A 23,046-nucleotide genomic window follows, 5' to 3' on the forward strand; every position below is an offset into this window, starting at 1 on the left:
GAAACCAGTCTTCCGGGGAGATACGATGATGCCGCGCCGCGCGCAGCCTTTTGTCCGTTTGTCGGTCCTGCTTGCATCGACCGCCATGTTGATGGGTTATAGTCCGATGACCATTGCCGCCGAAACCGCCCCAACGCCCGCCGCGACCGCGGATGCGAACCCGATGCTCCAGCCGTGGACCGGCCCCTATGAGGGGGTGCCGCCGTGGGACAAGCTCGACCCCGAACTCTTCCCCGACGCCTTCCAGAAGGGCATGGCCGAAGTGAAGGCCGAGGTGCAGGCGGTGATCGACAATCCCGCCGAACCGACATTCGAAAATACCCACGTCCCGATGCAACTCGCGGGCGAGACGATGGACCGGGTCTTCGCGCTGTGGGGCGTCCAGACCTCGAACAAGTCGAACGACCGTGTCGAGGACATCGACGCCGAATGGAGCCCCAAGCTCACCACATTCTATACCGAGCTGTTCCTCGAACCCAAGCTTTTCGCCCGCCACAAGGCGGTCTATGACAAGCGCCTGACCAGCGGCCTCAACGCCCAGCAGATCCGCATCGTCGAGCGCAGCTATGACGAGATGGTGCGCGACGGCGCGAACCTGTCGCCCGCGAACAAGGCGAAGCTCGTCGATTTGAACGCGAAGCTCGAAGGCCTGTTCTCGACCTTTTCGTCGAAGCTGCTCGGCGACGAAAAGCTCTATACCTATGTGACCGACAAGACCGAGCTCGACGGGCTAGCGCCGGGTTTCATCGCTTCGCTCGCCGACGCCGCCGAAGCGCAGGGCAAGCCCGGCCAGTGGGCGATCAAGAACACCCGTTCGTCGGCGCAGCCGGTGCTGCAAAGCGCGGCGAACCGCGCGCTGCGCGAGAAGGTGTGGCGCGCGTTCGTCAATCGCGGCGACAATGGCGACGCGAACGACACCAACGCGACGATCGCCGACATATTGAAACTGCGCCAGGAGCGCGCGGTGCTGCTCGGTTTCGCGACCCACGCGAACTACCGCATGGCCGACACGATGGCGAAGACCCCCGAAAACGCCATGGGCCTGATGATGAAGGTGTGGCCCGCCGCGGTCGCGCGCGTCCATGAGGAGGTCGCCGACATGCAGGCGATCGCCGACGCCGAGGCGAAGGCCGGCAAGGGACCGAAGGTCACGATCGAGCCGTGGGACTATCGCTATTATGCGGAGAAGGTCCGCAAGGCGAAATACGACCTCGATGAAAGCGAGGTGAAACCCTATCTCCAGCTCGACAAGCTGCGCGACGCGATGTTCTGGGAGGCGGGGCAACTCTATGACCTCGGCTTCCGCGAAAACACCGGCACGATCCCCGTCTTCGATCCCAAGGTGAAGACGTTCGAGGTCTACAACCTCAAGACGAACGCCAATGTCGGCGTCCTCTATCTCGACAATTTCGCGCGCGACGGGAAGCGCTCGGGCGCGTGGATGACGACCTATCGCAGCGAACAGGGGCTCGGCGGCGAACGCAATGTTCTGGCGTCGAACAACAATAATTTCACCGAGGGCTCGAAGGGCGAGCCGACGCTGGTCAGCCTCGACGATGCGACCACCCTGTTTCACGAATTCGGGCACGGCATCCATTATCTGCTGCAGCACGTCTATTACCCCGCGCTCGCCGGGGTGCCGCGCGACTTCGTCGAATATCCGAGCCAGGTGAACGAGAATTGGCTGATGACGCCCGAGGTGCTGTCGAAATTCGCGACACACTATCAGACCGGCGAGCCGATGCCGCAAGCGCTGGTCGACAAGATTCTCGCCTCGAACAAGTTCAACCAGGGGTTCGAGACGGTCGAATATCTGGCGAGCGCGATCCTCGACATGAAGCTCCACGACCGCAAGGTGCCGGTGACCGATATCGACAAGTTCGAGCGCGAGACGCTTGCCGAAATCGGCATGCCGAAGGAAATCGTCATGCGGCACCGCCTGCCGCAATTCGGCCACCTGTTCAGCAGCGACGCCTATTCGGCGGGCTATTATAGCTATCTCTGGTCCGAAACGATGGACGCCGACACCTGGGCGGCGTTCCAGGAGGCCGGCGGGCCATGGGACCGCAAGGTCGCCGACAGGTTCCGCACCATATTGCTGATGACGGGCAACGAGACCGACCGCGCCGAAGCCTATCGCGCCTTCCGCGGGCGCGATCCCGACGTCAAGGCCTTGCTCAGAAAGCGCGGTTTTCCGACCGAATAGAGGCGATGGGACAAAGGGAGCTTCGGCTCCCTTTGTTTTGGGCGGAAGTTGGTGAAAGTGTCGCGCAGCGTGGGTTGACGTCCCTCCAAAACGATATAAATATGATATCATCATTATATCGAATGATTCGGAGGGAAAGATGGTCGATACGGGAACACCCGCGCTGAACCGCAGTCGCGAGACGCGCGCAAACACGCAGAGCGGTTATCTGATGCTGCTCATCTGGCTGGTGCTGCTTGGCGTCGCCATCTGGGCGGGGGCCTCCAATATCGGGAGCGACGGGGCCGATTGGAATTGGACATGGGCGCTGGTCGTCGTGAGCGCGGTCGCCGGGACGATCATCCTGTGCGGTTTCTACCTGATCAATCCCAACGAGGCGGCGGCGATCCAGTTGTTCGGCGCCTATAAGGGCACCGACCGCGAAAGCGGGCTGCGCTGGGTTCTGCCCTGGCTGTCGCGCAAGAAGATCGCGGTGCGCGCGAACAATGTCATTTCGGACAAGATCAAGGTCAACGACCTGCGCGGCAATCCGATCGAAATGGCGGCGCAGGTCGTATGGCGCGTCACCGACACCGCGCAGGCGCTGTTCGACGTCGACGATTACAAGGAATTCGTGATGGCGCAGATGGAGGCCGCGGTGCGCTCGATCGGATCGCGCTATCCCTATGACGATATCGAGCATCAGGAAATCACGCTGCGCGGCAACCATGACGAGGTCGGAGTCGAACTGCGCAAGGCGCTGATCGAACGGCTGAGCGTCGCGGGCATCACCGTCGACGAATGCGGTCTGACGCATTTGGCCTATGCGCAGGAAATCGCGGGCGCGATGCTCCGCCGCCAGCAGGCCGAAGCGGTGATCGCGGCGCGCAAGAAGCTGGTCGAAGGCGCGGTGACGATGGTCGAGATGGCGCTGACCCAACTCAGTGAGAAGAATGTCGTCGAACTCGACGACGAGCGCAAGGCGGCGATGGTGTCGAACCTGATGGTCGTCCTGTGCGGCGAGCGCGACACCCAGCCCGTCGTCAACGCCGGCTCGCTCTATTGATCCAGATATTCCGTTCGTGTCGAGCGACGTCGAGACGTCCCATGGGGGCACACGGCCGCCCGACATCTCGACGTCGCTCGATGCGAACGGGAAGTGAGGTTTAGCCCGATGCCCGCGCCAGCCAAGAAAGCCTTTGCCCTCCGCCTCGATCCGGCACTCTTCGCCGCGATCGAGCGGCTGGCCTCGGTCGAACTGCGCAGCGCCAATGCCGAGATCGAAATCCTGCTGCGCGAAGCGCTGGCCCGCCGCGGCGTGAGCGTGAAACAGTCGGACGCGCCGAAACGCGGCCGCCCGCCCGGAAAGGAAAGCTGAGATGCTGCACCTGATATTCGACGGCCGCCCCTGGTTCCGCCCGAAGAATCGCGGCTATGGCTCGGGCCTGCCAGTCGCATGGCAGGGCTGGGCCCTGTTGGCGGCGCATGTCGCGCTGATCGCCGGAGTCTCGATGCTGTTGCAGGGTCGGCCGGCGGTGATGAGCATCTTCGTCATCCTGGCGGCCGTCGCGCCGCTGCCGCTCTATCGCGCCAAGACCGAGGGCGGCTGGCGCTGGCGGTGATGATTCGGCGATGATGGCGTTTGTCCCCTGGCATCCTGCTCTGGCTGCGTTCCCCCGCGAAGGCGGGGGAACACGGCCTGTGTGCAGGCTCAGCCATAGCACCCTTGTGGAGAGGGGCACCCGCCTTCGCGGGGGCTCGGCGGTTTTAATGCAAGATGGGTGTGGATAGCGCCCCGCCCCCGCTTGCCCCCCACGCGACAGATGGTTAAGGCCGGTCCCCATGACCGCCGCCCCGTCCTCCGTCCGCATCGCCCCCTCGATCCTCAGCGCCGATTTCGCGCGGCTGGGCGAGGAAGTGCGCGCGATCGAGGCGGCGGGGGCCGACTGGGTGCATATCGACGTGATGGACGGCCATTTCGTGCCGAATCTGACGATCGGCCCGATGGTCGTGAAGGCGCTGCGCCCGCATTCGGCGCTGCCCTTTGACGTCCATCTGATGATTTCGCCGGTGGACGGCTTCCTCGACGCTTTCGCCGCCGCGGGCGCCGACATCATCACCGTCCATCCCGAGGCGGGGCCGCATATCCACCGCAGCATCCAGCACATCAAGTCGCTCGGCAAGCAGGCGGGCGTCTCGCTCAACCCCGCGACTCCGGCGAAGATGCTCGACTATCTGATCGACGACATCGACCTTGTCCTGATCATGAGCGTCAATCCGGGTTTCGGCGGCCAGAGCTTCATCTCCAGCCAGCTTCGCAAGATCGAAGCAGTGCGGAAGATGATCGAGAAATCGGGCCGCGACATCCGGCTGGAAGTCGATGGCGGCATCGACGCAGGCACCGCGCCGCTCGCCATCGCGGCGGGCGCCGACGTCCTCGTCGCCGGGACCGCGACCTTCAAGGGCGGGCCCGACGCTTACGCCAACAATATCCGGCGCCTGCGCGGCGCCTGATCGGTGGAGGGGAGACCGCCCATCTCTGCCCCATCCAGCCCGATTCCCGATCCGGGCGACGACGCCGCGCCGATCGACGACAGCATCGAGCCGGGCAAGCGGCTGATCCGCCTGCCCGCCGACAAGGGGCTGTCGCTCGGCGATCGCCTCGCCAACCAGATCACCCGCCTGACCTGGCGCACGCCGCTCCACGCCTTTCGCCTGAAAGGGCGCTTTCCGCTGAAGCTGCTCGGCGTGCCGGCCGATCCCGTGCCCGGCGACATGCGCGCGGGCACCGCGATCCGCGCCGGTCATTTCCTGCATCGCGGGCTGAAGCTGCCGCTCGGCAAGCTCGATTTCGCCGCGCTCACCGTCGCGCCGGCCTTTGCCGACTATCTCCACAGCTTCGCCTGGCTGCGCGACCTTGCCGCGACCGGCACCCGCGCCGACGGCGCCCCGATCGCCGAGGCGGTCGTCCGCCAGTGGCTCGCCGCGCATGGCGAGATGGTCGGCGAACCCGCATGGAAAGCCGACAACACCGGCTGGCGCATCCTGTTCTGGGCCGCGCATGCGCCGCTGATCCTGTCGTCGAGCGACCTTATCTATCGCTCGGCGGTGCTCAACCATCTCGCCCGCGCCGCGCGGCATCTCGACCGCGTCGCCGACAAGACGCGCCCCGGCACCGGCCAGCTCGTCGCGTGGATCGGCATCGTCGCCGCGTCGCTGTTGATGCCCGGCGGCGAGCCGCGCCAGATTTTCGGCGAAGCCGGCCTCCGCAAGGTCATCGAGACGAGCTTCTATGCCGACGGCGGCAATATCGCGCGCTCGCCGCAGGCGCAGCTCGACGCCGTGATGGCGCTGGCGATGCTCGCGCGCGTCTATGACATGCGCCGCATCGAGGTGCCGCCCTTCGTGCAGGAGGTGCTGGCGCGCGCCGTTCCCGCGCTGCTCGGCCTCGCCCACAGCGACGGCGGCATGGGCAATTGGCAGGGCAGCGGCGCGACGTCCGCGCTGCATATCCAATATGTCGTCGCCGCGAGCGGCGTGCGGACCCGCCCGCTCAAACAGGCCCGCGACTGGGGCTATCAGCGGGTCGTCGCGAACAAGGTCGTGCTGCTCGCCGACGCCGCGCCGCCGCCGATCGCGCGAGTGACCGAAGCGGGCTGCGCCTCGACCCTCGCGTTCGAACTGTCGGACGGCGACGAGCGCATCGTCGTCAATTGCGGCGGCGCGGCGCTGACCGGCGCGACGATCCCCGCCGATCTGGCGCGCGGTCTCCGCACCACCGCCGCCCATTCGACGCTGACCATTGCCGACAGCAACTCGACCGCGATCCTGCCGAGCGGCGCGCTCGGCCGCGGGGTCACCGAGGTCGAGCTCGACCGGCGCGAGACGCCGCAGGGCAGCCGCGTCGAGATGAGCCACGACGGCTATGCCCGCCGCCACGGCTTCATCCACCGCCGCCTGCTGATCCTGGCCCCCAACGGCCGCGAGCTGCGCGGCGAGGACATGCTGCTCCCCGCCCCGCGCAGCCGCCGCAAGGGCGACAAGCGTTTCACGCTGCGCTTTCACCTGGGCCGCAACCTGTCGGCGAGCCTGACCGCCGACAGACTGGGCGCGTTGCTGCGTATCGCGGGCGGACCGCTGTGGCAGTTCCGCACCTCCGAAGGCGCGCTCGACATCGAGGAAAGCCTGTGGGTCGACGGCGACGGCCGCCCGCACCCGACCGAACAGCTCGTCGTTACCGGCACCGCGCCGGCCGGCGGCGCCAGCATCGGCTGGATTTTCAAGCATATCGGCTGACAGCATCAAGCAAATCGCCGCCCTTTCCCCTCCCCCGTCATGCTGAACTCGTTTCAGCATCCATGGCCCGCGCTCTCGTAAAGCGCGGCGCCCTATTCGAGGACAGGCCATGGACCCTGAAACAAGTTCAGGGTGACGATGGAATGAGACGTGAAACGCCATCGCGTGAACCTTGGCCTCCCTCTCTGCGATCCCTGCCGCCTCCACATGAATTTCCTTCTCCGCGCCTCGGCTGACCCTTCCAAAACCTTGCCCAACGGCGATCAGCGGCCTAGGGCGGCGGCGACTCCTTCCATCGCCAGCCGAGGCCCCCTCCCCATGACCGATCTCGTCCCCGTCCGCCGCGCCCTTCTGTCCGTCAGCGACAAGGCTGGCCTCGCCGAGCTTGCCGCCGCGCTCACGCGCCACGGCGTCGAGCTGGTGTCGACCGGCGGCACCGCGAAGGCGCTGCGCGAGGCGGGGCACGACGTTCTCGACGTCGCCGACCTCACCGGCTTTCCCGAGATGATGGACGGCCGCGTCAAGACGCTGCACCCGACCGTCCATGGCGGCATCCTCGCGGTGCGCGACGATGCCGCGCATGTCGCCGCGATGGAGGCGCACGGCATCGGCGCGATCGACCTGGTCGTCGTCAACCTCTACCCCTTCGCCGCCACGGTCGCGAAGGGCGCGGCGCGCGACGAGATCATCGAGAATATCGACATCGGCGGCCCCGCGATGGTGCGCTCGGCGGCCAAGAACCACGCCTTCGTAAACATCGTCACCGAGCCCGAGGATTATGCCGCGGTGATGGCGGAGATGGACGCCAACGGCGGCGCGACGACGCTCGCCTTGCGGAGGCGCCTCGCCGCGACGGCCTTTGCCCACACCGCGACCTATGACGGGATGATCGCGAGCTGGTTCGCCTTTGCCGACCAGGGCAAGCTGTTCCCCGACACACTGCCGCTGACCGCCAAGCTGTCCACCGAGCTGCGCTATGGCGAGAATCCGCACCAGCAGGCCGCGCTCTACCTGCCCGCCGGTCCTGCATCGCGCGGCATCGCGCAGGCGCAGCAGGTCCAGGGCAAGGAACTCAGCTATAATAATATCAACGACGCCGACGCTGCGCTCGAACTGGTCGCCGAATTTCGCGAAGCCGGCCCGACCTGCGTCATCGTCAAGCACGCCAACCCGTGCGGCGTCGCGAGCGCGGCGACGATCGCCGAGGCCTATGACGCGGCGCTGGCATGCGACGATGTCTCGGCGTTCGGCGGGATCATCGCGGTCAACCGGCCGCTCGACGGCGCGACCGCCGAAGCGATCAGCGGCATTTTCACCGAAGTCGTCTGCGCCCCCGATGCCGACGCCGACGCGCGCGCGGTGTTCGCGAAGAAGAAGAATCTGCGCCTGCTGCTCACCGGCGAACTGCCCGACCCGGCGCGCGGCGGACTGGTGATGAAGACGATCGCGGGTGGCTGGCTCGCGCAGGCCCGCGACAATGGCCGCATCACCCGCGCCGACCTGAAAGTCGTCACCGAGCGCGCGCCGACCGAGGAGGAACTCGCCGACGCGCTGTTCGCCTGGACGATCGCCAAGCATGTGAAATCGAACGCCATCGTCTATGCCAAGGGCGGATCGACCGCGGGCATCGGCGCCGGGCAGATGAACCGCCGCGACAGCGCGCGCATCGCGGCGGTGAAGGCGCGCGAGGCGGCCGAGACGCACGGCTGGGCGCAGCCGCGCACCGTCGGCAGCGCGGTCGCGAGCGACGCCTTCTTCCCCTTCGCCGACGGGCTGCTCGCGGCGGTCGAGGCGGGCGCGACGTGCGTGATCCAGCCGGGCGGATCGATCCGCGACGACGAGGTGATCGCGGCGGCGAACGAAGCCGGACTGGCGATGCTGTTCACCGGGATGCGGCATTTCCGGCATTGATGAGATTGCGCCCTCCCCTGAAGGAGAGGGGCTTTAAGCCGTCTCGACTTCGCTCGACACGAACGGCATAGGGTGGCTGCGTCTCTCGCCAACCAAGGACCAGCATGACCGCCACCACCGCCCGCCCGTCCTTCATCCAGCGCATGTACAATTGGACGATGGAGAAATCGGCGCATCCGCACGCCGAGCTGTGGCTGGCGCTGGTGGCGTTCGTCGAGGCGAGCTTTTTCCCGATTCCGCCGCATCCGCTGCTCGGGCTGATGTGCCTCGCCAATCCGAAGAAGGCGGTGCGTTATGCGCTGATCTGCACGCTCGCGTCGGTCGCGGGCGGGATGCTCGGCTATTCGATCGGCTATTTTCTTTATGAAAGCGTCGGGCTGTGGCTGCTCGGGGTGCTCGGGCTGACCGACGCCTTTCCGCCCGCCGCCTGTTACCTGCGCGATTATGGCGCCGAGATCATATTGATCAAGGGCGCGACGCCGATCCCGTTCAAGCTGCTGACGATCACCGCCGGCTTCATCCACATGAATTTCTGGACCTTTCTGTGGGCGAGCGTCGCGAGCCGGGCCTTTTCCTTCATGCTCGTCGGCATCCTGTTCCGGCTGTTCGGGGCGCCGATCAAGGCGTTCATCGACAAATATCTGGTCTGGGTCGCGGGCGGCTTCCTCGTCGCGGTGGTCGCGGGTTTCCTCGTCATCGGCGCGCTGTCGGGCGACGGCAAGGCGAAGGAAGCCGACAAATGCAGCGGCGCGACGCTGGCGAGCATGGGGCTGGAGCGGAGGTAAGTAACTGGGCGTGAAAACCCAGCGTGTCCCCGCGAAGGCGGGGATCCATCTCCCGCCGATTCGAAATGGCACCATCCGGTGATGGACCCCCGCCTTCGCGGGGGCACACCCCTTATATGCCGCGACGTTTTACTCGTTCGCTGCCTGGTGCAGCCAGTCCGCATGGCGCGGCGCTTTCTTGGTCTGGCTCCATTCGTCGAGCATCAACGGCGCGACGCGGGCGAGTTCGGCATATTGCTCCGCCGTCCCGATATCGCAGGCCAGTTCGATGCGATGCCCATTGGGGTCGAAGAAATAGATCGACTTGAAAATGCCGTGGTGCGTCGGGCCGAGGACATCGACGCCGTTCGCCTCCAGATGCGCTTTCGCCTGGACCAGTTCGTCAAAGCTGCCGACCTTGAACGCCAGATGCTGCACCCACGCCGGGGTGTTGGTGTCGCGCCCCATGTCGGGCTGGTTGGGCAGTTCGAAAAACGCCAATATGTTGCCGTTCCCCACGTCGAGAAAGACGTGCATATAGGGGTCATACTCGCCGGTCGACGGCACATGATCCTCGGCAAAAGCGGTGGTGTAGGTCATGCCGAGCATGGCCTCGTACCAATCGACCGTTTCCTTCGCATCCTTGCAGCGATAGGCGGCGTGGTGGACGCCGCCCAATTTGACCGGGCTTTTGATCGGGCTCGTCATTCGGCGGGCTCCTTTTCGACCTCGAGCGCGCCGCGGCGAATCTGGTCGAGTTCCATCGACTTGAACAGCGCGGTGAAATTGCCCTCGCCGAAGCCTTCGTCCTTCTTGCGCTGGATGAATTCAAAGAAAACAGGACCGATCACCGTCTGCCCAAAGATCTGGAGCAGCAGCCGCGGGTCGCCTTCGGTGGTCGAGCCGTCGAGCAATATGCCGCGCGACTTCAAGGCGTCGACCGGCTCGCCATGGCCGGGCAGGCGTTCGGCGAGCAGTTCGTAATAGGTTTCGGGCGGCGACGGCGCGAAGGGATTGCCGAGCGCTTTCAGCCGATCCCACGAATCGTAAAGATCGTCGCAGGCAAAGGCGATGTGCTGGATACCCTCGCCATTATAGGCGCGCAGATATTCCTCGATCTGGCCGCCGCCGCCCGCGCCTTCTTCGTTGAGCGGGATGCGGATCTTGCCGTCGGGGGCGGTCATCGCCTTCGACGTCAGCCCGGTATATTCGCCCTTGATGTCGAAATAGCGGATCTCGCGGAAGCCCGCGATACGCTCGTAAAAAGCCGCCCAATGCGCCATCCGGCCGCCGTAGACATTGTGGGTCAGGTGATCGATGATCTTGAGTCCCGCGCCGACCGGATTGCGGTCGACGCCATCCTCATAAACGAAGTCGATGTCATAGATCGACAGATCGCCGCCCCCATTTTTCCCTTCATAGCGGTCGATCAGATAGATGATCGAGCCGCCGATGCCGCGGATCGCGGGAAGCCGCAGCTCCATCGGGCCGGTCTTGACGTCGACCGGTTCGGCGCCGCGCGCGATCGCCTCGGCATAGGCCTTCGCCGCGTCGCGGACGCGCCAGCCCATGCCGCATGCCGATGGGCCATGTTCGGCGGCGAAATAGGCCGCGGGCGATCTGGCCTCGTAATTGGCGATCAGGTTGATCCCGCCCTGGCGCCACAGCGCGACATCCTTCGAGCGGTGATGCGCGATCCGGGTAAAGCCCATCGCCTGAAACACCGGTTCGAGCATGCCCTTTTCGGGCGCCGAAAATTCGACGAACTCGAAGCCGTCGAGACCCAGCGGATTGTCGAACAGGTCGGCCATGGTCAGTCCCTCATATGGTTTCAATTGAAACTAATATGAGGAATTAGGGCGGAGGAGTCAATGCACGCCAACCGCCCCCCCCCTTCAGGGAAGGGAACTATATACATACGTGACCCACGAAAATAATTCTCACACCATGTTTGTCTGAGTTTCCAACCGCTTGAGGAAAACGCCATTCCTCAGAGTGGGTTAGCGATTTGACAATCATATTCATACAGGCTGAGAGGCGGGTCAAGGAGACACGCTATGCCAAGAGTTTCACTCATTCAGGCTGATTGCCTCACCGCCATGAAGGCGATTCCGAACGCCAGCGTCAATATGATACTCTGCGATCTGCCATACGGCACCACGCAGAATAGCTGGGACAGCGTCATTCCTCTGGACGCCCTCTGGAAACAGTATGAGCGCATCCTGGCACCGCAGGGTGCGGTGGTGCTCACCGCGCAAGGACCGTTTACAGCACGCCTGATGCTCTCAAATGAGGCGTGGTTCAAATACAAGCTGGTCTGGGAAAAATCCAAGCCGACTAACTTCCTGAACGCTAAAAGGCAGCCGCTTCGCAAGCATGAGGATGTGTGCGTTTTCTATCCGCGCCAACCCAAATATCAGCCGCAGATGGGCGACGGCGCTGCCTACGACAAGGGTGTCCGCAAGAACCAACTGACCGGCTCCTATGGCGAGTTCCGGCCCGCCCATATCAAGAGCGAAGGCGGGCGCTATCCAACGGACGTGATCTATCACAAGACAGCCGAGAGCGAGGGGCCAGTCTATCACGCCACCCAAAAGCCCGTAGGCTTGGGCCGCTATTTGATCCGCACCTACACCGAGCCGGGCGATGTCATTCTCGACAACGCATTTGGCTCGGGGAGCTTCTTGGTTGCAGCCGCCCTTGAAGGGCGCAACGCGATCGGCATCGAACTGAATGAGGATGTCGAGCTATTCCGCAACGGCACGCTTGACCTAATCGATGTTGCAGAAAGCCGCTTGCAAGTGGTGTCAGACTGCAAAATTAAGACTTGCCCTACCAGCCCCGCGCTCGAATACCGCAAGGCTGTCGAGTGGGCGCTGGCGGGGCAATTGGTTCACTGAATTTCGAGAGTGAACAACCCTGTGTCGTCGCGGGTCAGGACAACCGGACGCCCAGAGAAATCGTTGTTATGGAGAATGCTCTCCATCTGGCTGGGCCAATGCAGCCACGTGTTGGGGGCGTTGTTGCTATTCTGGCGGGTGTCATCGTGCGTGACGCGGAAGGCGATTGTGCCGATGTTGAGTCCCTGCACGATCACGGTGAACGGGACATAAGCCTCCTCGACGGGCTTCTTGCCAAACTGGCCCGCTTGCCACGCCACTGCCCCGAACATCTCGTTGCGGAACCATGTTTGGAAATCTCCGACCGCTAGCGAACCGCTGGTGAGGCGCAGATAGGGCACGAGGCCGCCCGACGTTTCCTGCTGCGCATCCGTTGCGGAGAGGTTCTTTTGCCAAGTATGCACTGACGGGGGCATCCTTTCGATTTGTTGGAATCGTGCTGGTGCCGCAGGATTCAGATCCTTTGGGTCAACGCGAGCAAATCGCAGTAACGCCTCGTCAAATGGAATGTCGAGTCCAAATGGCGGATTGCGCTTCTCGCCGGTCATGCAATTAATTCCTTATATGTGAGACGACCAGAAACCTGATTAAGCAAAGCGTTGACGCGCTCGCCTTCGCCGAAACCTCTGCGATTGAAACGCCACGTCATTTCGCTGACATAGCGGTTAAGATGCTTGGGCGACAAATAGTGGTGAGTGCCAGTGATCTGACGCTTTAGCAGCGCCCAAAAACCTTCAATTCCGTTGGTGTGATGCACGCCGTTTACATATTCGCCCGCGCTATGGCGCACCACCCCGTGCGGGAAGCTGCGGCCAAGGTGGCGGTATCCAGCGTGTTCGTCGGTTGAGACGAGGGCAACCGACGGAGATAGAACGGCGTGTGCAAATCCGTCCAAAGTCTCTGTGTCCGTGCGAGCGATCACTGTTGCAATGGTATCCCCGCCGCGCTCAAACGCTCCAATGACCGCCGTTTTCCCTGACGTGCCGGGGCCGTTTTTGGGGTCGCCCTTATGACGGTTAGCCGCCTTTCCGCCCACATAGGTTTCGTCAATCTCGACTTCGCCGTCCAACGGGCGATGGAATGACTGGGTGTCGGCAGCATGACGAAGGCGCTGCGTCATAAACCAAGCGGTTTTCTGGGTAACGCCAATATCTTTAGCGAGCTGGGTGCTGGCAATGCCTTTCTTATATGAAGTCAGCAGCCAAATTGCCATGAACCACTTGCGCAGCTCGATCTTGCTGTCCTCAAAAATGGTGCCGACCTTGATGCTGAACCGCTTGCGGCAATCGCCGCATTTGTGAGTGCGCTGGTCGGAAAAGTGATAGACCTTCACGGAGCCACAGTGAGGGCAGAACGCGCCGTCCTTCCAGCGAATAGCGGTCAGATGGTCAATCGCCGACTGCTCGTCAGGGAATGCCGCCATCATTTGCATGAGATTATCGAATTGCTTAATCACGTGACACGCTCCGTTTCCGTGCCACTCTTATAGGTGATACTGTGACCCAATGTCAATGGGTCACGTATGTATATAGTTCCCTTCAGGGAAGGGGTTTATCAGGCCGCCACCGCTCCAAACGCCTCCAGCGCTTCGCTCGCCGCGATCCAGCGCGCTTCGGCGGCTTCCTGCGCGGCGACGATCTTGCCGCGGCGCTGCGACAATTCGCTCATGGTCAGGCCCTTATATTCGTTCGCGGCGCCCTGCGGGTCGAACATCGCGCGGTCGATCGCCGACAAGATGACCTCATATTTCGCGAGATCGGCTTCGGCGTCCGACACGTCCTTGCGAATCCTTGCCGCCGCCTCGCGCGCCGCAGCGGCGGCCTTGCGGTCTTCCTTCTTGTCGGCCTTCGACACCCGCTCCTTCGTCGGCCCCTTGCCGAGGATCATATCGACATAATCGTCCATGCTGCCGTCATATTCGCGCGCGGTCCCGTCATCGACCAGAACCAGCCGGTCGGCGGTAAGTTCGAGCATGTGGCGGTCATGGCTGACGAGCACGACCGCGCCGTCGAAGCTGTTCAGCGCCTGCACCAGCGCCTCGCGCGCGTCGACGTCGAGGTGGTTGGTCGGCTCGTCGAGGATCAGCAGGTGCGGCGCGTCGCGGGTGATCAATGCCAGCGCCAGCCGCGCGCGCTCGCCGCCCGACAGCTTGGCGACCTGGGTCGTCGCCTTGTTGCCCGAAAAGCCGAACCGGCCGAGCTGCGCGCGGACCGCGCCCTGCGTCTTGCCCTCCATCACGCGCGTCATATGCGCGAGGGGGGTGTCGCTGCCGTCGAGTTCCTCGACCTGATATTGGGTGAAATAGCCGACCCGCATCTTGCCCGACGCCGCCATCGCGCCCGCCATCGGCGCGAGCTGCGCCGCGAGCAGCCGCGCGAGCGTCGTCTTGCCATTGCCGTTGCGGCCGAGCAGCGCGATCCGGTCGTCGGGGTCGATCCGCAGGTTCAGGCGCGAGAGCACCGGCCGGTCGGCATAGCCGACGCTCGCAAGGTCGAGCGTGATCAGCGGCGGCTTCAATTCGTCGGGGCTCGGGAAATCGAAGCTGAGCGTCTGGTCCTCGGCAAGGGCGGCGATCGGCTGCATCTTGGCGAGCAGTTTTGCGCGCGATTGCGCCTGCTTCGCGGTCGACGCGCGGGCGCTGTTGCGCGCGACAAAGTCCTGCAGCTTCGCGCGCTGGGCATCCTGCGCGGCCTTCGCCGCGGCAAGCTGCGCCGCGCGTTCGGCGCGCTGGCGCTCGAACGCATCATAGCCGCCGGCGTAGAGCGTCACCTTGCCGCCTTCGAGGTGGAGAATATTGTCGACGACATTGTTGAGCAGGTCGCGTTCATGGCTGATGACGACAAGCTGCCCCGGATAGGCGCGCAGGAAATTTTCGAGCCACAGCGTGGCTTCGAGATCGAGGTGGTTCGACGGTTCGTCGAGCAGCAGCAGATCGGGCTCCGAAAACAGCAAGGCCGCCAGCGCGACGCGCATCTTCCACCCGCCCGAAAAACTGTCGAGCGGCTGGCCCTGCATCTCTTCGTCGAAACCGAGCCCGATGAGGATGCGCGCGGCGCGCGCGGGCGCGGTATAGGCGTCGATCGCGATCAGCCGTTCGTGGATGTCGCCGAGCCTGTCCGGGTCCTGCTCGACTTCCGATGCCATCAGCAATTCGGCACGCTCGGTGTCGGCAGCGAGCACGGTGTCGAACGGCGTTGCCGTCCCGCTCGGCGCTTCCTGCGCGATATAGCCGACCCGCGTCTTGCGCGGCATGTCGATGCTGCCCTCGTCGGCCTCAAGCTGGCCGATCATCACTTTCATCAGCGTCGATTTGCCCGCGCCATTGCGTCCGATCAGCCCGACGCGGCTTTTCGCCGGCAAGCTTGCGGTGGCGCGTTCGAGGATGGCGCGCCCGCCAAGGCGTACAGTGATAGCGTTGATTGTCAGCATGCGCGCGCGCCTAGCATGTTCGGCGCGCCAGCCCAAGCCCAGGCTGGCATTCGGGTGGCAAGATCGGCAAGACCGGCCGATGTCCGGTATCGCCTTCGGCGTCGAACCGCACACGCGCTTTGCCGGCCAGCCGGGCGAGCATAAGCGAACGCGCTGTTAGGGTCAGGACGCTAGTGCGACCCGCCCATCGAAATCTGCTTCGGCCGCGGCGCGATCCAGACCGCGATCGCGGCGATCACGAAGATCACCCCCGAGGCGAGGAAGAGGTGGGACACCCCCAGGGTCGCCGCCTGCGCCTCGACCAGCCGGTCGAGCACGCCGCGCGCCTGGTCGGCGGTCAGTCCCGCGCTTTCCATCGAGGACAAGGCTGCCGCGGGATTGTTGAGCGCCGATACCAGTTCGGATCGCGAAACGCGGCTCGCGTCGTCCCACGCGGTCGTCGCGATCGCGGTGCCGACCGCGCCGCTCAGCGTCCGCAGGAAGCTCATCAGTCCGGCGGCCGAGGTCTGATCCTTCATCGGGACCGAACTCAGCGCCAGCGCGGTCAGCCCGACGAAGAAGAAGGGCATTCCCATGCCTTGCAGCAGGTGCGGCAGCGCGAGCGACCAATAATCGACCTCGGTGCTCCATCCGGCGCGCAGGACCGACACGAACGCCATCCACATGATGCCCGCGCAGATCGAGATGCGGATGTCCGCCTTGCCGATCAGTCCCGCCGCGACCGGCGACAGCAGCACCGCGAACACCCCGATCCAGGCGACGACGAACCCCGTCTCGGTCGCGGTATAGCCGACGACCTGTTGCAGCCAGAGCGGCGTCAGCACGACCTGCGCAAAAAAGGCGCCAAAGCCCATCGATATGGCGAGAGTCGCGAAACTGAACCCCCGGAAACGGAAGATGCGAAGGTCGACGACCGGATTGGCGTCGGTCAGCTCCCAGATGACGAAGGCGATGAAGCTGATCGCCGCGACGATCGCGAGCATCACGATCCACGCCGATCCGAACCAGTCATGTTCGCGGCCGGTGTCGAGCATGATCTGGAAAGCGCCGACCGACACGACGAGCAGGACCAGGCCGACGACGTCGATCCGCACTTTGGCGCGCTTTGTCTCGAACGTGCCGAGCATGCTCGCGACGCCGAACGCGCAGAGCGCGACGACGGGCAGGTTGATGAAGAAGATCCACGGCCAGCTCCAATTGTCGCTGATCAGTCCGCCGAGGATCGGGCCGAGAATCGGCGCGGTCGTGGTCGTCATCGCCCAGATCGCCAGCCCCATGCCCGCCCGTTCCTTGGGAAAGATGCGCAGCAGCAAAATCTGCGACAGCGGCATCAGCGGGCCGCCCGACAGCCCCTGCAGGACGCGAAACAGGATCAGCGCGTCGAGCGTGCGCGAAATGCCGCACAGGAAGGAAAAAAAGCCGAAACCGATGATCGAGATGATGAACCAGCGCACCGTCCCGAACCGCGCCGCGAGCCAGCCGGTGAGCGGCACGCTGATCGCATCGGCGACCGCATAGCTGGTGATCACCCACGTCCCCTGCGTCGGCGACACCGCGAGCCCGCCCGCGATGTGCGGAACCGAGACATTGGCGATCGTCGAGTCGAGCACGACGACGAAGTTCGCGAGCGCGAGCGCAAAGGCGGCGACGATCAGCTTTGCGCCGGTCAGCGGTTGCGGTTCGGCCGGGCTGATGGTGGCGGCGATGCTGGCCATGTCAGGCCTCCGTTTCGCCAACTAACCTCGTCATTGCGAGCGGAGCGAAGCCATCCAGAGCGGTGTCGCGCCGCCCCTGGATTGCCGCGGCGCCCCGGATCAAGTCCGGGACTTCTCGCAATGCCGAACGTGGGGAACCGGACATCAGTCGTTTCCGCGCGTGTCGATCGTCGCTTCCATCGACAGGCCGACGCGCAGCGGGTGCGCGCGCAGATCCTTGGGATCGAGCGCGATGCGCACCGGCAGGCGCTGGACGACCTTGACCCAATTGCCCGTCGCATTCTGCGCGGGGATCAGCGAAAAGGCCGCGCCGGTGCCCCCGGCGATGCCGATCACCTTGCCGCGATAGACGACGTCGCCGCCATAATAGTCGGAGGTCAGTTCGACCGGCTGGCCGATGCGGATGCGCTTGAACTGGCTTTCCTTGAAATTGGCGTCGACATAGGCGGTGTCGACGGGAACGATGATCATGATCGGCGCCCCCGCGGCGATGCGCTGGCCGACCTGCACCTGCCGGTTGGTCACCACGCCATCGACCGGCGCGCGGATGACCGTGCGTTCGAGGTCGAGCCGCGCCTTGTCGAGCCGCGCCTGCGCCGCCGCGACATCGGGGGCGGTATCGATCGTCGTGCCGCGCACGACGGCTTCGGCGGCGCCAAGATCACCGCTCGCCGATCCGCGCGTCGCCTCGGCCGAAGCGATGCCCGCCGCCGCGAGATCGCGCGCCGCGCTTGCCGAGGCGAGCGTCGTGCGCGCCGCGGTCAGCTCTTCGGCCGACACCGCGCCGGTGCCCGCGATGCTTTCCCGCCGCGCCAGCTCGGCGCGCGCCTTGGCGACCAGCGCATCGGCATCGCGCAGCCGCGCCCGCGCCTGCGCGATCTCGGCACCGCGCGCGCTGACACGCGCCCGCGCCGCGTCGGCGTTCGCGCTCGATTGCCCATAATGCTGGCGCGCCTGGCGCAGCGCCGCTTCGGCATCGGCGACCGCGATGCGCTGGTCGGTCTCGTCGAGGATGACGAGGACGTCGCCCTTTTTGACCATTTGGGTGCCGCTGACCCGCACCGCCTTGACCGGGCCCGAGACGAGCGCGGTCACCGTCGCCGAATCGGCGCCGACATAGGCGTTGTCGGTCGACACGCGGCCCGCCTGGGTCAGGACATACCAGAGGCCCCAGATCACCGCGATCGACACGACGGCGATGGCGAGAAGGCGCAGCAGCTTCCTGCGCTTCGCCATCGCGGCGCCATTTTCAGGGGGAGCCTCGATGTTTGCCGCAGCCGTATCTTCGGCCATCGTCATTCTCCTGTCTTGGTCTGGTAGCCGCCGCCGAGCGCGCGGATCAGCGCGATATCGAGCGAGAGCCTGCGCGCTTCGAGGTCGGCGACCTGACGCGCGAGCTGGGTCATGCTGTCCTCGGCGACGAGCTGCGCGAGCTGGTTCGAGAGGCCGGCGCGATAGCGGAGGCCGGCAAGCTGCGCCGCGTCGGTCGCGGCCTTCAGCGCATCCTGCCGGTCGGCAAGCTGGCGCGCCGTCGCGGCGCGGCTGGCGACGATGTCGGCGACGTCGCGCAGCGCCGCGATCAGCGTGCGGTCGTAATAGGCGACGGCGGTGTCGAAATCGGCGCGAGCGCCGCGATAACGGCCCTGCAATCGCCCACCGTCGAAGATCGGCAGGCTGATCGCAACGCCGCCATTGCCATAGTCGGACCCCGCCTTGAACAGGTTCGACAGCCCGAGCGACTGGAGGCCGACGAGCGCCGACAGGTTGATGTTCGGATAGAAATCGGCGCGCGCGACGTCGATGCGCTTTGCCGCCGCATCGGCGCGCAGCCGCGCCGCGACGATGTCGGGGCGGCGGCCGATCAGGTCGATCCCCGCCTGCGGCGGCAGGCCGATGCCGGGCGACGCGAGCGTCGGGGGTACGATCGACAGGCCGCGATCGGGGCCGGCGCCGACGAGCGCGGCGAGCCGGTTGCGCGTCGTCGCGATCGCTTCTTCGAGCGCGGTCACGTCGGCGCGCGCCGAGGCGGCGCGGCTTGCCGCCTGGCGCTCGGCCGACTGATTCTCGATTCCTGCCGCAGCGCGCTTGCCCGAGATATCGGCGCTCGCGCCGCGCACCCGAACCGCATCCTGCGCGACGGCGAGCGCCCGGTAATAGCCCGCAAGGTCGGCATAGGCCGAGGCGATTCCGGTGGTCAGCATCAGCCGCGCCTGCGCCGCATCGACGCGCGCCGCCTCGGCCTCCGAGGTCGCGGCGGCGAGCGCGGCGCGGTTCCGGCCCCACAGGTCGAGATCGAAGCCGAAGGTCGTGGCGACATGGCCGGTGTCCTGAATACCGTCGGGCACGAAGGTCGGCGGGATGCCCATATTCTGGCTTTGCTGGACGCCGCCGGCGCTGCCCTCGGCACCGACGCGCGGCAACAGCGCCGCGCCCGCCTGCTGCGCCATCCCCTCGGCGGCGCGGACGCGCGCGGCGGCGACGCGGATATCGGGCGAACCCTTCAGTCCCTCGGCGATCAGCGCGCCAAGCTGCACGTCGCCAAAGCCCTGCCACCAGCCCTCGACGGGCCAGGCGGCGGTAGAAGCGAGGACGGCGGAATCGGCGAAGCTCGCCGACGATTCGAACGATTCGGCGGGCGCTGGAATCGGCTTCGGGCCCAGGTCGGGAACGCTCGCGCAGCCCGCGAGCAAGCCGAGGGCCGCGCCGGACGCCAGGGAGGAGAGAAAAATTGAGCGGGGCATGGCTTCCAACGATACTAGCTGGTATCATGCGTCCTTGGCCCTCGGAGGATGCGTTGTCAATCGAAATGATACCAGACAGTACGGTTGCTCTCGACGCCGCCGCCGCCGCGCGCCGCAAGGCGTTCGTCGACGCGGCGCGCGAGGGGTTTTTCACGAACGGCTATGCCGGGACGACGATGTCGTCGATCGCCAGCAAGGTCGGCGGGTCGAAAACCACGCTGTGGAGCTATTTCCCGTCGAAGGAGGATTTGTTCGAAGCGGTGGTCGACGACATCGTCGAACAATATGGCGACGCGCTCGCGGTCGACCTGCCGCTCGACGAGCCGGTTCCCGAGGTGCTGCGCCGCTTCGGCAACCTACTGATGACCAAGCTCACCGCGACGCCGATCCTGTCGCTTTTCCGCCTCGTCGTCGGCGAGGCCGAGCGTTTTCCGCACCTCGCCAAGACGTTCTATGACCGCGGCCCGCGCCGCGGCAAGGCGCGCGCCGCCGAATGGGCGGCCGAGAAGATGGCGCGCGGCGAGCTGCGCATGGGAAATCCGCTTCGCGCGGTGCAGCATTTCACCGGCCTCTGCCAATCGGGCCTCTACCAGTTCGCGGTGCTGGGCCTGTCCGAAGGCCGCGACTTGAGTCGGCTCGCCGCCGAGATCGACGATGCGGTCGACATCTTTTACCGCGCGTGGAAGCCCGACGCCTGATCCGCTTTCGCGCGAAAGCCGGTTGCCAAATGCGCGCGCTGCGCTATGGGCGGCGGCGCGGGGCGATGTCCCGCATGATCGCACCGGTGCCCCGCAAGGGGCTTAAAAGGGAACGCGGTGAGAAGGCCGAGCCTTCGAATCCGCGGCTGTCCCTGCAACTGTAAGCGGCGAGCGCGACGCACCGCCCCGGACCCGTCCGGGGCAGCCACTGGGGCCTATCCCGGGAAGGCGTGCATCAAGCGATGACCCGCGAGCCAGGAGACCTGCCGGCGTGGGTCGCTTATGCCTCGGTCCAGGGAAAGGCCAGGGCACGGAGAATTCCGTCGAGCGACGACCAGGTGGCCGGGGCCGCCTTGGTGCGGGGGTCGGGCGCTTACGCCCGCCGCGGCCCGTGCACCGGTCGGTCGCGTCCGCGCTCGACAGGCCCCAGCCTCGCTCACGGCGTGCGGGGGATTCCCATGTTGAAGACCATTTCCATTTCCATGCTCGCCCTGGCGGCGGCAACACCGGCCTTTGCCGAAACGGCCGTCGACGCCAACGCCGTCGCCGAGCGGCCGGGGGACGCGATCATCGTCTCGGCCTCGCGCTCGGGCGAGGGTATCGCGGCCGACAAGCTCGGCGCGTCGGTCACCGTGATCGACGCGCAGACGCTCGAGGACCGCCAGACGCGCATCATCTCCGACGTGCTGCGCGATATTCCGGGGGTCGCGGTCAGCCGCGCCGGGGCGATCGGCGGCAAGACCGACATTCGCATCCGCGGCAGCGAATCGAACCATGTCCTCGTCCTGATCGACGGCATCGAGGTCGCCGACCCGTTCCAGGGCGAATATGATTTCGCCGCGCTGACCGCCGACCCCGCCGCGCGGATCGAGGTGCTGCGCGGCCAGCAATCGTCGCTCTATGGCTCCGACGCGATCGGCGGCGTCATCAACTATATCACCCTGTCGGGCCGCGAGGCGCCCGGTTATCGCGCGCGGATCGAGGGCGGCAGCTTCGGCACGATCGGCGGCGCCGCGCGCGCCGCGGGCGCATCGGGCGATTTCGATTATGCGCTGTCGGGGTCCTATTATGGCACCAGCGGCTATCCGACCGCGCGCGGCGGCACCCGCGATGTCGGATCGGACAGCACGGGCGCGAGCGCGAAGATCAACTGGACGCCCGGCGACGCCGTCAAGCTGACCGGCGTGCTGCGCTACAGCCATATCGACGCCGATACCAACAACAGCGACTTTGACATGACGAGCCCGCTGTTCGGCTATATCGTCGACAGCCCCGGCGTGCGCTATACCAACAAGGCGCTTTATGGCCTGCTCTCGGCGCAGGTAACGGCGCTCGACGGGCGCTGGGTCAACACGCTTTCGGGCCAGTTCGCCGACACCGTCCGCAAGGGCTATGCAAGCTATGGCTTCGACTATGGCGACAAGGGCCGCCGGTATAAGGGCAGCTTCACCTCCAGCCTGTCGCTCGGCACCGAAGCATTGACCCACCGGCTCACCGCCGCGGTCGACCTTGAACGCGAGACCTTCCAGAACCTCACCAATTTCGCGTTTCAGGGCAAGCGCCACACCGACAATATCGGCCTTGTCGGCCAATATGAGCTGATCGGCGACGCCTTTTCGTTCGGCGCGTCGGTGCGCCACGACGACAATGACCGTTTCGACGACACGACGACGTGGCGCGTGCAGGGCAGCTATCGCCTGCCGACCGGCACCCGGTTCCGCGCCGCCTATGGCACCGGGGTCAAGAACCCCGGCTATTTCGACCTCTATGGCTATATCGACGGCCAATATATCGGCAATCCGGGGCTGAAGCCCGAAAAGTCGAAGGGCTGGGAGGCCGGGATCGAGCAGAGCTTCGGCGCGGATAATTGGGCGACGGTCGGCGCGACCTGGTTCGATTCGAAGCTGACGGACGAGATTTTCATCGACTATCCGCCGCCGACCTTCGCCGCCACGCCCGCGAACCGCTCCACCGACAGCAAGCAGCACGGCATCGAGGCTTTCGCCAGCGCGCAGCCGATCGCGCAGCTTCGCTTCGACCTCGCCTATACCTGGCTCAAATCGCGCGAAAACGGCGTCGCCGAAGTCCGGCGCCCGAAGCATATCGCGAGCTTCAACACCGTGGTGACGAGCGCCGACCAGCGCCTCGCCGCGACGCTGACGCTTCGCTACAACGGCCGGGCCACCGACAATGCCTATATCCGCACCGATTATGTGCCGGTGAGCGTATCGTTGAAGGATTATGTGCTGGTGAACCTGGCGCTCGACTACAAGGTCAGCGACACCATCGCGGTCTTTGGTCGCGTCGAGAATCTGCTGGGGGAGGATTATGAGGAGATCTTCAGCTTCGTCGGCTCGGGCCGCGCCGCCTATGGCGGCGTCCGGTTGAGCTTCTGACCATGAAGGCA

At 65.3% G+C, this 23,046-nt stretch carries 19 protein-coding genes and 1 riboswitch; of the genes, 11 read left to right on the plus strand and 8 right to left on the minus strand.

From position 1 onward, the window contains the following. Positions 1–25: 25 nt before the first annotated feature. The 8 genes from CVO77_RS08710 (at position 26) to CVO77_RS08745 (ending at position 9,177) form a co-directional block, all read left to right on the plus strand. Positions 26–2,206, plus strand: coding sequence for a M3 family metallopeptidase (locus CVO77_RS08710; RefSeq protein WP_242446153.1), 2,181 nt, complete (start codon positions 26–28; stop codon positions 2,204–2,206). A gap of 139 nt (positions 2,207–2,345) precedes the next feature. Next, a complete protein-coding gene (locus CVO77_RS08715) occupies positions 2,346–3,251 on the plus strand; it encodes an SPFH domain-containing protein (RefSeq protein WP_105998697.1) in 906 nt (301 codons plus the stop codon). A gap of 108 nt (positions 3,252–3,359) precedes the next feature. Continuing rightward, a complete protein-coding gene (locus CVO77_RS08720) occupies positions 3,360–3,563 on the plus strand; it encodes a type II toxin-antitoxin system antitoxin (protein WP_105998698.1) in 204 nt (67 codons plus the stop codon). Position 3,564: 1 nt separating this feature from the next. Continuing rightward, positions 3,565–3,807 carry a hypothetical protein gene (locus tag CVO77_RS08725; RefSeq protein WP_105998699.1) on the plus strand — a complete coding sequence of 81 codons (243 nt, stop codon included), beginning with the start codon at positions 3,565–3,567 and terminating at the stop codon, positions 3,805–3,807. Positions 3,808–4,027: 220 nt separating this feature from the next. Then, positions 4,028–4,699 carry a ribulose-phosphate 3-epimerase gene (gene rpe, locus CVO77_RS08730; protein WP_105998700.1) on the plus strand — a complete coding sequence of 224 codons (672 nt, stop codon included), beginning with the start codon at positions 4,028–4,030 and terminating at the stop codon, positions 4,697–4,699. Between the two features lie 3 nt (positions 4,700–4,702). After that, on the plus strand, positions 4,703–6,481 hold the full coding sequence (locus tag CVO77_RS08735; RefSeq protein ID WP_242446154.1) for a heparinase II/III family protein: 1,779 nt from the start codon (positions 4,703–4,705) through the stop codon (positions 6,479–6,481). A gap of 318 nt (positions 6,482–6,799) precedes the next feature. After that, positions 6,800–8,392 carry a bifunctional phosphoribosylaminoimidazolecarboxamide formyltransferase/IMP cyclohydrolase gene (gene purH / locus CVO77_RS08740; RefSeq protein ID WP_105998701.1) on the plus strand — a complete coding sequence of 531 codons (1,593 nt, stop codon included), beginning with the start codon at positions 6,800–6,802 and terminating at the stop codon, positions 8,390–8,392. 104 nt (positions 8,393–8,496) lie between these two features. Continuing rightward, positions 8,497–9,177: a YqaA family protein gene (locus CVO77_RS08745; protein ID WP_105998702.1), complete on the plus strand. Its 681-nt coding sequence runs from the start codon at positions 8,497–8,499 to the stop codon at positions 9,175–9,177. Between the two features lie 129 nt (positions 9,178–9,306). Here CVO77_RS08745 and CVO77_RS08750 read toward each other — a convergent pair whose 3' ends face one another. Then, positions 9,307–9,864: a VOC family protein gene (locus CVO77_RS08750; RefSeq protein WP_192878890.1), complete on the minus strand. Its 558-nt coding sequence runs from the start codon at positions 9,862–9,864 to the stop codon at positions 9,307–9,309. After that, the gene (gene hppD, locus CVO77_RS08755; RefSeq protein ID WP_105998703.1) at positions 9,861–10,967 is read right to left on the minus strand and encodes a 4-hydroxyphenylpyruvate dioxygenase; all 1,107 of its coding nucleotides are present in this window, start codon (positions 10,965–10,967) and stop codon (positions 9,861–9,863) included. Before hppD ends, CVO77_RS08750 begins: the two co-directional genes overlap by 4 nt. 288 nt (positions 10,968–11,255) lie before the next feature. Between hppD and CVO77_RS08760 the strand changes: the two genes are divergently transcribed. Then, complete coding sequence (locus CVO77_RS08760; RefSeq protein ID WP_197709677.1) at positions 11,256–12,056, plus strand: DNA-methyltransferase; 801 nt, start codon at positions 11,256–11,258, stop codon at positions 12,054–12,056. On the opposite strand, the gene CVO77_RS08765 is transcribed toward CVO77_RS08760, so the two are convergent. From CVO77_RS08765 to CVO77_RS08790, 6 genes are all read right to left on the minus strand, one after another. Continuing rightward, positions 12,050–12,604, minus strand: a complete 555-nt coding sequence (locus CVO77_RS08765) for a hypothetical protein (RefSeq protein WP_146130839.1) — start codon at positions 12,602–12,604, stop codon at positions 12,050–12,052. The genes CVO77_RS08760 and CVO77_RS08765 overlap by 7 nt on opposite strands. Continuing rightward, positions 12,601–13,512: an IS1595 family transposase gene (locus CVO77_RS08770; protein ID WP_105998706.1), complete on the minus strand. Its 912-nt coding sequence runs from the start codon at positions 13,510–13,512 to the stop codon at positions 12,601–12,603. The genes CVO77_RS08765 and CVO77_RS08770 overlap by 4 nt, the downstream gene beginning before the upstream one ends. A gap of 98 nt (positions 13,513–13,610) precedes the next feature. Continuing rightward, the gene (locus CVO77_RS08775) at positions 13,611–15,485 is read right to left on the minus strand and encodes an ABC-F family ATP-binding cassette domain-containing protein (RefSeq protein ID WP_105998707.1); all 1,875 of its coding nucleotides are present in this window, start codon (positions 15,483–15,485) and stop codon (positions 13,611–13,613) included. A gap of 170 nt (positions 15,486–15,655) precedes the next feature. Further along, positions 15,656–17,200 (minus strand): DHA2 family efflux MFS transporter permease subunit, encoded by a 1,545-nt coding sequence (locus tag CVO77_RS08780; RefSeq protein WP_105998708.1) that lies wholly within the window; start codon positions 17,198–17,200, stop codon positions 15,656–15,658. Positions 17,201–17,344: 144 nt separating this feature from the next. Beyond that, positions 17,345–18,493 (minus strand): HlyD family secretion protein, encoded by a 1,149-nt coding sequence (locus CVO77_RS08785; protein WP_105998709.1) that lies wholly within the window; start codon positions 18,491–18,493, stop codon positions 17,345–17,347. Positions 18,494–18,495: 2 nt separating this feature from the next. Continuing rightward, a complete protein-coding gene (locus tag CVO77_RS08790; protein ID WP_105998710.1) occupies positions 18,496–19,941 on the minus strand; it encodes an efflux transporter outer membrane subunit in 1,446 nt (481 codons plus the stop codon). A gap of 65 nt (positions 19,942–20,006) precedes the next feature. Here CVO77_RS08790 and CVO77_RS08795 point away from each other — a divergent pair, with 65 nt between their 5' ends. Continuing rightward, positions 20,007–20,639 carry a TetR/AcrR family transcriptional regulator gene (locus CVO77_RS08795; RefSeq protein WP_105998711.1) on the plus strand — a complete coding sequence of 211 codons (633 nt, stop codon included), beginning with the start codon at positions 20,007–20,009 and terminating at the stop codon, positions 20,637–20,639. 68 nt (positions 20,640–20,707) lie between these two features. Beyond that, positions 20,708–20,924, plus strand: a riboswitch (cobalamin riboswitch). A 173-nt stretch (positions 20,925–21,097) separates the two neighbouring features. Further along, a complete protein-coding gene (locus CVO77_RS08800; RefSeq protein ID WP_242446155.1) occupies positions 21,098–23,035 on the plus strand; it encodes a TonB-dependent receptor plug domain-containing protein in 1,938 nt (645 codons plus the stop codon). Positions 23,036–23,046: the final 11 nt, after the last annotated feature.

Origin of the sequence: Sphingopyxis lindanitolerans (assembly GCF_002993885.1) — a bacterium.
In the GTDB taxonomy this organism is placed as follows: domain Bacteria; phylum Pseudomonadota; class Alphaproteobacteria; order Sphingomonadales; family Sphingomonadaceae; genus Sphingopyxis; species Sphingopyxis lindanitolerans.